This is a genomic window from Promicromonospora sp. NPDC050249, assembly GCF_040656015.1.
Lineage (GTDB): Bacteria > Actinomycetota > Actinomycetes > Actinomycetales > Cellulomonadaceae > Promicromonospora.
In genome coordinates this window covers 97,541-109,629 of record NZ_JBFAKY010000002.1, presented here as the reverse complement: position 1 = coordinate 109,629, position 12,089 = coordinate 97,541, and the positions used below count along the sequence as shown (strand labels likewise).

General features: G+C 71.7%; 10 protein-coding genes. 5 read left to right on the top strand and 5 right to left on the bottom strand.

Features of this window, described 5'->3' with window-relative positions:
- Positions 1-79 precede the first annotated feature (79 nt).
- The 5 genes from AB0I32_RS02110 to AB0I32_RS02090 all read right to left on the bottom strand — a co-directional run bounded on the left by AB0I32_RS02110 (position 80) and on the right by AB0I32_RS02090 (position 6,722).
- Positions 80-2,206, bottom strand: a complete 2,127-nt coding sequence (locus AB0I32_RS02110) for a 3-hydroxyacyl-CoA dehydrogenase NAD-binding domain-containing protein (protein ID WP_357502345.1) — start codon at positions 2,204-2,206, stop codon at positions 80-82.
- A gap of 3 nt (positions 2,207-2,209) precedes the next feature.
- On the bottom strand, positions 2,210-3,460 hold the full coding sequence (locus tag AB0I32_RS02105; protein WP_357502343.1) for a thiolase family protein: 1,251 nt from the start codon (positions 3,458-3,460) through the stop codon (positions 2,210-2,212).
- A 241-nt stretch (positions 3,461-3,701) separates the two neighbouring features.
- Positions 3,702-4,757 (bottom strand): peptidoglycan bridge formation glycyltransferase FemA/FemB family protein, encoded by a 1,056-nt coding sequence (locus AB0I32_RS02100; RefSeq protein WP_357502341.1) that lies wholly within the window; start codon positions 4,755-4,757, stop codon positions 3,702-3,704.
- 10 nt (positions 4,758-4,767) lie between these two features.
- Complete coding sequence (locus tag AB0I32_RS02095; protein ID WP_357502339.1) at positions 4,768-6,057, bottom strand: ribonuclease D; 1,290 nt, start codon at positions 6,055-6,057, stop codon at positions 4,768-4,770.
- Positions 6,054-6,722, bottom strand: coding sequence for a DUF3000 domain-containing protein (locus AB0I32_RS02090; protein WP_357502337.1), 669 nt, complete (start codon positions 6,720-6,722; stop codon positions 6,054-6,056). The genes AB0I32_RS02095 and AB0I32_RS02090 overlap by 4 nt, the downstream gene beginning before the upstream one ends.
- Before the next feature lie 182 nt (positions 6,723-6,904).
- On the opposite strand from AB0I32_RS02090, the gene gndA reads away from it, so the two are divergent.
- From gndA to zapE, 5 genes are all read left to right on the top strand, one after another.
- Positions 6,905-8,341 (top strand): NADP-dependent phosphogluconate dehydrogenase, encoded by a 1,437-nt coding sequence (gene gndA, locus AB0I32_RS02085; RefSeq protein ID WP_357502335.1) that lies wholly within the window; start codon positions 6,905-6,907, stop codon positions 8,339-8,341.
- Positions 8,338-9,642, top strand: a complete 1,305-nt coding sequence (locus AB0I32_RS02080; RefSeq protein WP_357502333.1) for a carboxylate--amine ligase — start codon at positions 8,338-8,340, stop codon at positions 9,640-9,642. Before gndA ends, AB0I32_RS02080 begins: the two co-directional genes overlap by 4 nt.
- 195 nt (positions 9,643-9,837) lie before the next feature.
- Positions 9,838-10,293, top strand: a complete 456-nt coding sequence (locus AB0I32_RS02075) for a DUF805 domain-containing protein (protein ID WP_357502331.1) — start codon at positions 9,838-9,840, stop codon at positions 10,291-10,293.
- Between the two features lie 27 nt (positions 10,294-10,320).
- Positions 10,321-10,986: an NAD-dependent epimerase/dehydratase family protein gene (locus tag AB0I32_RS02070; protein WP_357502329.1), complete on the top strand. Its 666-nt coding sequence runs from the start codon at positions 10,321-10,323 to the stop codon at positions 10,984-10,986.
- Between the two features lie 53 nt (positions 10,987-11,039).
- Positions 11,040-12,089 carry a cell division protein ZapE gene (gene zapE / locus AB0I32_RS02065; protein ID WP_357502327.1) on the top strand — a complete coding sequence of 350 codons (1,050 nt, stop codon included), beginning with the start codon at positions 11,040-11,042 and terminating at the stop codon, positions 12,087-12,089.

Below are 12,089 nucleotides of genomic sequence, written 5' to 3'. Positions count from 1 at the left end.
GCGGGGCCCTCCGACAACGACGCACGAAAGTGTGCGCCGTCGTCGGAGGGCCCGGTTGTGGCTTTCAGGTGTTACATCCTCAGGAGGGGACGTTCGCCACGCCGTCGGGCAGGAACCGCTTGCCCAGGACCTTCTCGCTGTAGCCGGTGCGGTCCAGGTACGGCGTGATACCGCCCGTGTGGAAGCCCCAGCCGGCGCCGAGGATCATCGCGAGGTCGATCTGCTGCGGGCCGGGCACGACACCCTCGTCCAGCATCAGGCCGATCTCGGTGGTCAGGGCGCTGAGCACCGAGTCGAGCACGCCGTCGGCGTCGAGCACGCCGGGCTCACCCGGACGGGCGGGACCGAAGTACTCCTGGATGGCCGGGTCGACCGGCTTGGGGAGGCCCTTGGCCGGGGCATCCAGCACCACGCGGGTGCCCTCCTCGACGATCTTCGCGAGGCCCGGCGACGCCGGGATGCGGTCGCCGAGGTCCTCGCGCAGCGAGGTCAGCACGTGCTGTGCGACGGCCGGGCCCACCAGATCGGTGAGCGCGAAGGTCGGCATCGGGAAGCCGAGGGGTGCGAGCGCCCGGTCCGCCACCTCGACGGGGGTGCCGTTCTCGATCGCGGCCAGGACCTGGCCCATCACGAGCAGCAGCAGCCGGTTCACGATGAAGCCCGGCCGGTCGGCCGACATGATCGCCGTCTTGCGCAGCTTCTTCGTGATGGCGAACGCCGTGGCGAGGGCCTCGTCGGACGTCTTCTCGGCGTTGATCACCTCGACCAGCGGCATCTGGGCCACCGGGTTGAAGAAGTGGATGCCGACCACGCGCTCCGGGTGCTGCAGGTCCGCCGCCATCTCGGTGACGGACAGCGCGGAGGTGTTGGTCGCCAGCACCGTCTCCGGGGAGATGACGCCCTCCAGCTCTGCGAACACCTTCTTCTTGAGGCCCATCACCTCGGTGACGGCCTCGATCACGAAGTCGCACGAGGCGAACTCGCCGATGTCGGTGGTGCCGGACACCGACGCGACGATGCGCTGCGCGGCGTCGGGGGACAGGCGCCCGCGGCCGGCGAGCTTCTCCGCCGTCTCGCGGACGAAGGACAGGCCCTTGTCCACGCGCTCCTGGTCCAGGTCGCGCATGACCACGGGCACGCCGAGGCGCTGCGCGAAGAGGAACGCCATCTGGGCGGCCATCAGGCCGGCGCCCACGACGCCGACCTTGGTGACCGGCCTGGCGAGCTTGGGGTCCGGGGCACCCTGGGGCTTCTTGCCGCCGCCCACGAGGTTGAACGCGTAGATGCTGGCGCGCATCTCGTCGGACATGATCAGGTCCGCCAGCGCCTGGTCCTCGGCCGCGAAGGCCTCGGCCTTGGTGGCGTTCCGGGCTCCGGCGATCAGCTCCAGCGCGCGGTGCGGCGCGGGGCGTGAGGTGCCGACGACCGCGTCGAGCTGGGCCTTGGCAGCAGCGACGACGCCGTCCCACACCGGCTGCGGGTCGAGCTCGCGGCGGGGCACCTCGATCTCACCGGTGACGACCTTGGCCGCCCAGATGATGGACTGCTCCAGGAAGTCGGCCGCCTCGAACAGCTCGTCGACCAGGCCGATCTGCAGGGCCTCGGCCGGCTTGTACGGCTTGTTCGCCGCCGGCCGCGTGAGGATGACCTCGATGGCCTTCTCGACACCGACCAGGCGGGGTACGAGGTAGGCGCCGCCCCAGCCGGGGATGAGGCCGATCCCGGTCTCGGGCAGGCCGAGCGCGGCGGCGTCGGAGGCCACCGTGCGGTAGTCGCAGTTCAGCGCGACCTCGAGGCCGCCGCCCAGCGCGAGTCCGTTGACGAACGCGAAGGTCGGCACGCCGGTGGCCTCGCGCAGGTCGCCGAGGATCGTGTATGCGGCGTGGCCCATGCGGCCCAGCTCGACGGCCTCGGCGTGGTCGTGCACCGAGGTGATGCCCTTGAGGTCGGCGCCGGCGGCGACGAAGTAGGGCTTGCCGGTCACGCCGACGGCGACGATCTCGCCGGCCTCGGCACGGGTGCGGACGACCTCGAGCGCGGCCCTGAGCTCGGCCATGCCGGCCGGCCCGAACGTGTTCGGCTTGGTGTGGTCCAGGCCGTTGTCGAGGGTGACCAGCGCGAGGACGCCGGCGCCGCCGGGCAGCCGCACGTCCCGGACCAGCGAGTGGGTGACGCGCTCCGCGGGAGCGGTGGGGGTCTCAGGCACGGGTCAGTTCTCCTCGTCCGTGTGGCCGGAGTAGTCGGCGTGGTGGGGGTTCTCCCAGATGACGCTGCCGCCCTGGCCCAGACCCACGCACATGGCGGTGAGGCCGTACCGGACCTCGGGGTGCTGCTCGAACTGGCGGGCGAGCTGCGTCATCAGGCGGACGCCGGAGCTGGCCAGGGGGTGGCCCATGGCGAGCGCGCCGCCGTACTGGTTGACGCGGGCGTCGTCGTCGGCGATGCCGTAGTGGTCAAGGAAGGAGAGCACCTGCACCGCGAACGCCTCGTTGAGCTCGAACAGGCCGATGTCGTCGATCGTCAGGCCGGCCGACCTGAGGGCCTTGTCGGTCGAGGGCACGGGGCCGTAGCCCATGATCTCCGGCGGCACGCCGGCGTAGCCGTACGACACCAGGCGCATCTTCGCGGGCAGGCCCAGCTCGGCGGCGACGTCGCCCGAGGCGAGGATGGCGGCGGTCGCGCCGTCCGTCAGCGGGGACGACGTCGCGGGGGTGACCCGGCCGCCCGCGCGGAACGGCGTCTTGAGGCCCTGGATGGACTCGAACGTCGTCTCGGGGCGCGGCAGCTCGTCGGTGGTGGCCAGGCCCCAGCCCTGCTCGGTGGACCGGGTCGCGACCGGCACCAGGTCCGGGTCGATGTTGCCGTTGGCCACTGCCTTGGCGTACTTGGCCTGTGACTCGACGGCGAACCGGTCGGCACGCTCCTTGGTCAGCTGCGGGAACTTGTCGTGCAGGTTCTCCGCGGTGACGCCCATGTTCAGGGACTGGGGGTCCACGAGCTTCTCGGCCACGAAACGGGGGTTGACGTCGGCGTCGAAGCCCATCGGGTGGCGGCCCATGTGCTCGACGCCGCCCGCGATGACGACGTCGGCCGCGCCCATGGCGATGCCGGCCGCCGTGGTGGTCGCGGCCGTCATGGCACCGGCGCACATGCGGTCGATGGCGTAGCCCGGCACGGACTGGGGGAGACCGGCGAGCATGCCTACCGTGCGGCCGAGCGTGAGCCCCTGGTCGCCCTGCTGGGTGGTGGCGGCGATGGCCACCTCGTCGATCCGCTCCGGGGGGAGCTCGGGGTGGCGGCGCAGCAGCTCGCGCACCACCTTCACGATCAGGTCGTCGGCACGCGTCTCTGCGTAGATGCCGTCGGGCTTGGCCTTGCCGAAGGGCGTGCGGGCGCCGTCGACAAAGACGACGTCGCGTACCGCACGGCGGGCACGCGGTGTTTCCGGGGCTGCGGTCATCAGCAGAACTCCTGGGGGTTTTCGGGACGGCGACGTCCTATGAGCGACGCCGCTGGATCGAGATACACGCTACCGCGAGTACCGGTAAAAAGCACGTAAGACGTGAGACCGGGTCCGGGTGAGCGTGAAACCGAGTCTCGCACACCAAAAACCCCGCTGAGTGCTGGATATTTGCGGGCTCAGACGTGCATGAGCCACAAATACCCAGCACTCAGCGGGGGTGGGGTCGGGTGGGGCTGGGTCAGCCGTTGCCGCGGAGCTTGCGGACTACCTTCTTCGCCGTCGGCAGGGCGCTGTTCCAGGTGGTGTACCAGCGCGAGAACGCGACGTCGATCGAGCCGACCAGCTCGTCGGTGTGCTTGGCGAAGCTCTTCTTGAAGTCGCTGATGCCGTCGTTGAGCAGACCGTTCATGTCGTACCGCACGAGGCCCTGCTCGCGGGCGATCTCGATGGTGCGCCAGTAGGTCGGCGCGGTCGCCGTGGCCTTGCGGCCCGCGTCGGTGCCGCCGCCGTACAGCAGGAACGAGGTGCTCGCGGAGTTGACGCACCACGCGAAGCACGCCGGTACGTCGTCGACATAGGTGGCCACCAGCACCGACTTGTCGCCGAGCGACCGGTTGATGTCGAGGTAGTACTCGTCGGAGTGGATCGCGAAGCCCGCACGCTCGGCGGTCTCCTTGTAGACGTCGAGCACGCGCAGGACCTCCGCGTCCTCCGTCACCCGGCGGATGTCGAGGCCGAGGCGGGCACCCTTGCGGATCTCGTACCGCGTGGACTTGCGCATGTCGCCGAGCAGCTCGTCGGCAGGCCTGGTGAGGTCGAGGATCAGCGTGCTCGGGATCAGGATGTGGTTCGACGCGTGCCGCCGTCCGGCCAGGTCCAGCTGCGTACCCGCAGGCCAGTCCGGCTCGATGGTGATGCCCACGCCGCCCACGTTCTCGCGCGCCCACTCGACCACCGTGTTGGTCACGGCGTTGCGGGTGGCGGTGTCGCCGACCCCGAAGACTGCCTGCGCCGTCTCGCCGTCGTGGTGCGCCACGACGGGCCCGCGCGGCACGTAGGAGAGCGCCTTGAACTGGGCAGGCAAGGGCCGCACCAGCAGCTGCGCCAGGCCGACGGTGGTGCCGTCCTCGGTCACCCGGAGCCGGTGCGCGCGCCAGTTGCCGGCGGCCTTCACCTCGCCCCATCCCCACAGCTGGAGCGGGTGTCCGCCGAGGGCGAGCACCTCGCGGTCCCAGGTCGAAGGTTCGGTGACTACGTCGACGGCGAGCGTGATGGGCTCCGACAGGGCTGGCATGGGGACGACTCTACTGGGGAGAGGGTGACGCTTTCACACCCGGATCGCGTGCTGCCTCGGCGAATGCCCGCTCCAGGGCGCCGGCCAGCAGCCGGAGCTGCCACTCGCGGGCCCCTCGGCCGCGCAGGAACTCGGCGATGCCCGCTGCGTCGGCGGGTACCGGTGGCGTCCAGCACAGGCGGCGCAGCGCGTCGGGCTGCAGCAGGTTCTCGACCGGGACGTTCAGCTCCTCGGACAACGCGGTCATGAGCTCGCGCGCGGCCGTGAGGCGCCGGGCGGCGGTGGTGTCCCGGTCACCCCACGTGCGTGGCGGCGGAGGGCCGTCGGAACGCGGCCCGCGCACCGAGGGCAGCTCCGCGTCGGGCAGGGCGCGCGCCTCGTCGATCGCCTTCTGCCAGTACGCGGCCCGGCGCTTGGTGCCCTTGCCCGCGAACTCCGGCAGGGCGACGAGCTGGCCGGCGGTCTTCGGCATGGCCTTCGCCGCCGCGACGATCGCCCGGTCGGGCAGGACCCGGCCCGGCGAGATGTCGCGCGCCTGGGCGCTCGCGTCCCGCGCGATCCACATCGCCCGGACGGCGGCGACCTGGCGCGGGTTGCGCAGCACGTGCATGCCGGAGGTGCGGCGCCAGGGATCGACCCGCGGCGGCGGCGGGGGAGCCGTGCGCACCGCCTCGAACTCCTGTGCCGCCCACTCGGTCTTGCCCGCGGCCTCGAGCCGTTCGGCGAGGCGGTCGCGCAGCTCGACGAGCACCTCGACGTCGAGGGCTGCGTACCGCAGCCAGTCCTCCGGCAGCGGTCGGGTGGACCAGTCGACCGCCGAGTGCTCCTTGGCCAGCCCGAGGCCCAGCACCTCCGCGACGACGGCGGCGAGCCCCACGCGCTCCATCCCGAGCAGGCGCGCGGCGAGCTCGGTGTCGAAGACCCGCGCGGGACGCAGCCCGTGCTCGGCGAACCCCGGCAGGTCCTGCGAGGCGGCGTGCAGCACGAACTCGGCGTCGCCGACGGCCTCGCCGAGCGGCGAGAGGTCGGGGACGCCCACCGGGTCGATCAGCGCGGTGCCCGCACCCTCCCGCCGTACCTGGACGAGATAGGTGGCCTGGCCGTACCGGTACCCGGAGGCGCGCTCGGCGTCGGCCGCTACCGGCCCGGAGCCCGCGGCGAACGCCTCGACGACCCGTGCGAAAGCCCCCTGTGTCGCCACGACGTCCGGCAGCCCGTCGGCGGGCTCGGTCAGTGGGGTGACAGGTGCCGGAACGGGCGTCGATGTCTCCGCAGGGAGTCCTCGCTCCGTGGTGGTCATGGACCTACCGTATGGCGTTGCTTCGATCGGTCGGTAAAACGCCTGGTGAGCGCTGCGACACCCTCGGGGAGCGGAGGCACACCCGCTGCCATGGTGAGCAGCGTCGCCCACGCGCTCAGATGGGTGCCGAGCCGCGTGTCGAGCGGCGTCCACGACGCGCGGATCTCGAGGTCCACCGCGTCGGGAGTGCCCTCCAGCGCGCCGTAGCTGTGCGAGAGCACGCGGGTGACCGTGCCGCCGTCGGCCACCGTGTCCGTGCCGCGCACGAGCCCGGCGGACTCGAGGGCCTCGCCCACCCAGGACCAGGCGACGTCGGCCAGCATGGGGTCCGCCGCCATCTCCGGCTCGAGCGAGGCGCGCACCAGGGTCACCACCCGGAACGTGCCGTGCCAAGCCTCCTGGCCCGCCGGGTCGTGCAGCACGACGAAGCGGCCGGTGGCCAGTGGCTCCTCCGCGTGGTCGTGCTCGCCGGAACGGTCCCGGCCTGCGGGGACCGGCGGGGCGCCGGGCAGCAGGTCGCCCGAGAGCGCGACGCTGAACGGGGCGACCCGGCGCGGGGCCGGGATCTCCGTGAGGCGCACCTCTGAGCGCAAGGCCTGACGCCGCAGGTCGGCGAGAGCCGCTGCGAAGTCGACGGGGACGCCGGTGGGCGGGCCGCTGGTCACCACTTCACGGTACGTCCGTACCGCATTCTCCACGCGGAGGCGCGCGGCGGTCGCCGGAACGTGATCTGCCCGCCCGGCGGACGGCGCGGCGCTACCGGGACCCCGGCCCACTAGGCTGGACGCGGGTCGCGGCACGCCTCGCGCGTACGCCGGCCCGTACCCACTTCTTAAGGAGCAAGAACGTGTCAGGCACAGCACAGATCGGCGTCACCGGGCTGGCGGTGATGGGTCGCAACCTCGCGCGGAACTTCGCACGTCACGGCTACACGGTGGCGGTCCACAACCGCTCGTACGCCAAGACCGAGTCCCTGGTGGCGGAGCACGGCAGCGACGGCGAGTTCGTGCCGAGCGAGACGCTCGCCGACTTCGTCGCGTCGCTCGAGCGCCCGCGCAAGGTAGTCATCATGGTCAAGGCCGGCGGTCCCACGGACGCCGTCATCGACGAGCTGGTGCCCCTCCTGGAGGAGGGCGACATCGTGGTCGACGCCGGCAACGCGCACTTCCCGGACACGATCCGGCGTGAGGCGGCCCTCAAGGAGCACGGCCTGCACTTCGTGGGTACCGGTGTGTCCGGCGGCGAGGAGGGCGCGCTGAACGGCCCGTCCATCATGCCGGGCGGCACGCCCGAGTCGTACAAGTCGCTCGGCCCCATCCTGGAGGACATCTCCGCGAAGGTGGACGGCGTTCCCTGCTGCACCTACGTGGGCTCCGACGGCGCCGGCCACTTCGTCAAGATGGTGCACAACGGCATCGAGTACGCCGACATGCAGCTCATCGCCGAGGCATACGACCTGCTGCGCCAGGGGCTGGGTGCTTCAGCAGCCGAGATCGGCCAGATCTTCGCGCAGTGGAACACGGGCGACCTGGAGTCGTTCCTCATCGAGATCACCGCCGACGTCCTGCAGCACGTGGACGCCGAGACCGGCCAGGCGTTCGTCGACATCGTCCTGGACCAGGCCGAGCAGAAGGGCACCGGCCGCTGGACCGTGCAGAACGGCCTGGACCTGGGCGTGCCCATCACCGGCATCGCCGAGGCCACCTTCGCCCGCGCGCTGTCCGGGTCGGTGCCGCAGCGTGCCGCGGGTCGCGCGGCGCTGCCCGCCCACACCCAGGAGTGGGAGGTCAAGGACCGGGACGCGTTCATCGAGGACGTCCGCCAGGCCCTGTTCGCCTCCAAGGTCGTCGCCTACTCGCAGGGCTTCGACCAGATCGCGGCGGCCGCCGCCGAGTACGGCTGGGCGATCGACCGTGGCGCCATGGCCCGCATCTGGCGTGGCGGCTGCATCATCCGCGCCCGGTTCCTCAACCGGATCACCGAGGCCTACGAGCGCGAGGCGGACCTGCCGCTGCTGCTCGCCGACCCGTACTTCACCGACGCCGTCGCGAGCGGTCTGCCCGCCTGGCGCCGCGTGGTGGCCGGTGCGGCGCAGAACGGCGTGCCCACGCCGGCGTTCTCGTCCTCGCTCGCGTACTACGACGGCGTCCGCGCCGAGCGGCTGCCCGCAGCGCTCGTGCAGGCGCAGCGCGACTTCTTCGGCGCGCACACCTACAAGCGGGTCGACCGCGAGGGCACGTTCCACACCGAGTGGTCCGGCGACCGCACGGAGGCCGAGGCGTGAGGGGTTTCCCCGCGGACAAGGGGCTCGTGGGCGGCGGCGGGGAGGTTCCCGTCCCTGACCTGATGGTGGTGGGGATCGGCGGCGACGTCGGCATGTACGCCCTCGCTCGCGCGTTCCACGAGCAGTACGGCACCCATTCCGTGGTGCTGTCGAAGGTCGCCACCCGTGCCATGCAGGACTCGGCGATCGTCGACAACGTGGTGGTGCCGCACATCGACGACGTGGACGTGCTCCTGCCGACCCTCGAGGGCTTGGCGCAGCAGCACCGGGACAAGGTGCTGGTCCTGCTGACCAACGCGGACTGGCACGTGCGCACGCTCATCGTGCACCGGGAGCGCCTGGAGGCCGCCGGCTACGTGCTGGCGTACCCGTCGCTGCCGGTCCTGGAGCAGGTGAGCAGCAAGGAGGGCTTCGCGCAGGTCTGCGACCAGCTCGGCATCCCCACGCCGCGCACCGTCGCGGTCGACATCGCCAAGGTCGTGGCCGACGGCGGGCGGGCCGCCGTGGCCGCCCTCGAGGTGGACCTGCAGTACCCGGTGGTGGGCAAGCCGTCCAACAGCGCCGAGTGGTACTACGTGGACTTCCCCGGCAAGAAGAAGATCCACCACATCGACTCCCGCGCGGAGCTCGACGTGATCCTGGGTCACCTCGCCGACGCGAAGTTCCCCGGCACGTTCCTGGTGCAGGAGTTCATCCCGGGCGACGAGACGCAGATGCGGTCGCTGACCGCCTACCGCGACACGTCGGGCGAGGTGACGCTGCTGGCGACCGGCCGGGTGCTCCTGGAGGAGCACACGCCCGGCACGCTGGGTATCCCGGCCGCCATCCTGGTGGAGGCGTACGACGACGCGATGGAAGCGGCCACCCGGTTCCTGGACGCGACGAACTACGTGGGGTTCGCGAACTTCGACTACAAGCTGGACCCGCGCACGGGCCGGCACGTGTACTTCGAGGTGAACCCCCGCATCGGTCGGAACAACTACTACGTCACCGCGGGGGGCGCCAACGTGGCCCGCGTGCTCGTGGAGGACTGGGTGCTGCGCCGGCCGATCCGCCCCGTGCGGGCCGTGCGCGACGTGCTGTACACGGTCGTGCCGTTCGGCCTGCTGTCCAAGTACGTCCTCGACCCGGAGCTCAAGACCCGGATCAAGGCGCTCAAGGCCAGCGGCGACGTGATCAACCCCCTGAAGTACGACCGTGACTCCGGCCTCAAGCGCCGGCTCATCGTCGAGGCGATCACGCAGAACTACCGCCGCAAGTACGCGCAGTACTACCCGGAGCCGACGTCGACGGGGTACTGACCCCTCCGCTGTCGCGTCACCGTCTCGGACGCCCAGGCCACCCCGGTGGCCTGGGCGTCCGGCGTTTCCGGAGGCGCCGCCACCGATGGGTAGTTCTGCCCGGTTTCAACCTTGTGCGTTGCGCCAGACATCGGGACACTGTGTGCGCACTTGCCGGATATTTCTGGCATAAATCGTGAGAGAGGTTTCACCCCGATGTCGTTCATCGAGTCCATCAAGACCGTGCTGTCCAACTACGCGGTCTTCAACGGGCGCGCGCGTCGTTCCGAGTACTGGTGGTACACCCTGGCCGTGACGATCGTCTCGACGATCCTCTACGTCATCTTCATCGTGCCGGGCCTCAGCGAGTACACGGCCGCCACCATGGATGCCGCCATGGCCGGAAGCACCACCGTCCCGGCGATGCCCGGATCCCTGACCGCCGGCTACGCCGTGCTCTCCCTCTTCAACCTCGCCCTGCTGCTGCCGGGCCTCGGCGTCACCGTCCGGCGTCTGCACGACACGGACCGCTCCGGCTTCTGGATCTTCCTCGCCCTGGTCCCCATCGTCGGCGGGATCATCCTGATCGTGTGGGAGGCGACCGCCGGTACCCCGGGCCCGAACCGCTTCGGCCCGGACCCCAAGGCCGTGGCGCAGCCCGCCGCCGCCTGACACCGCCTCCTGAACTAGTCTGAACCGGTGAACAGCACCCGTCCCGTCCTCGTCGTCGGGGCGAGCGGATTCGTCGGCAGCCGGGTCGCACGCGGCCTGGCTGCCGACGGCCGCGCGGTGCTCGCCGTGGCGCGTCACGCGCTGCCCGAGCGGGTCACCGTCCAGCCCAGCGTGATCCCCGTGCTCGGCGCGGACCCGACCGCCCAGGCGGACGCCGTCCGCGAGGCCTGCGCCCGGGCCGGCGTCCCCCTGCCCGGCGCGGTGGTCGCCTCCATCGGCGGCTGGCAGAAGGGCCCCGACCTGCTCGACCTGGACCCGGCCGAGTGGTCCGCCACGCTGGCGTCCCACCTCACCGCGCACCTCGACGCCGCACGCGCGCTCGCGCCGCTGCTCGGACCGGGCGACCCGTACGTGGTGCTCAACGGCGCGGCCTCCCGCGAGGCCATGGCCGGGTCCGGTGCCGTCAGCGTCACCGGAGCCGGCCTCGCGATGCTGGTCCAGGTGCTGCGACTGGAGGCCCAGCGGGCCGACGCCGTCCCGCCCGTCCGCTTCCACGAGCTCGTCATCGACCACGCCGTCGCCGGCGACGACCGCAACGAGGACCCGGCCCAGACCAGGGCCCCCGCCCAGGTGGTGCGGGCCCTCGGTGAGCTGCTGGACGACCCCGGCGCACCCGCCGTCCTGCACGTGTGACGTTGCTCTCGCGGCACGCCCCACGTGCCGCCCCGCCGGTAATCTCTTGCTTCGTGACAACCACCGCCACCGTCAGCAGCCAGACCGCGACGACCGCCCTGTGCGCCGTCCGACCGCAGGTCCCTGTCGACAGGCTCGTCACAGATCTCGTGCCGCCGCGACACTTCGCGAACGCCCGCTTCGCGACCTACCGCGCCAACCCGGCGCACCCCAGCCAGGGCCGCGCGCTCGCCCGGCTCCAGGAGATCGCCGCGGAGATCACCGCTCCCCGGCGCGGCCTGTTCACCCGCCGCAAGGCGGCGGCGCCGGCGGTCTACCTCGACGGCGGCTTCGGCGTCGGCAAGACCCACCTGCTCACCTCGCTCGCCCACGCCGTCAGCGAGGCGCTCGGCGCCGACAAGGCCGCCTACGGCACCTTCGTCGAGTACACCAACCTCGTCGGCGCGCTCGGGTTCCTCCCGACCGTCGAGGCGCTCGCCGCCAAGAAGCTGGTCTGCATCGACGAGTTCGAGCTCGACGACGCCGGCGACACGACCATCATGTCCCGCCTCATGCGGGAGCTCGCGGACCGGGGCGTTGCGCTCGCCGCGACGTCGAACACGCTGCCCGACGCGCTCGGCGAGGGCCGGTTCGCCGCCCAGGACTTCCAGCGCGAGATCAAGGCGCTGTCCGACCGCTTCGAGACCCTGCGGGTCGACGGCCCGGACTACCGCCACCGCGAGGTCGTCACCGACTCGGAGCCGCTGACCGAGGCAGAGGTCGTCGGCGCGGCGGACCGGCCGGGCGGCACGCTCGACGCGTTCGACGACCTGCTGGCGCACCTCGCGACCGTGCACCCCAGCCGGTACGGCGCGCTGCTCGACGGCGTCTCCGTCGTCGCGCTGACCGGTGTGCACCCCGTGACGGCCCAGGAGGTGGCGCTGCGCCTCGTGGTGCTCGTGGACCGCCTCTACGACCGGGACGTGCCGGTGCTGCTCGGTGGGTCCGCGGACACCCGCGGCCTGTTCACCGAGGAGATGCTCGCCGGCGGGTACCGCAAGAAGTACTACCGGGCGCTGTCCCGCCTGGGCGCGCTGGCCGAAGAGGGACGCAAGCTCCTCTGA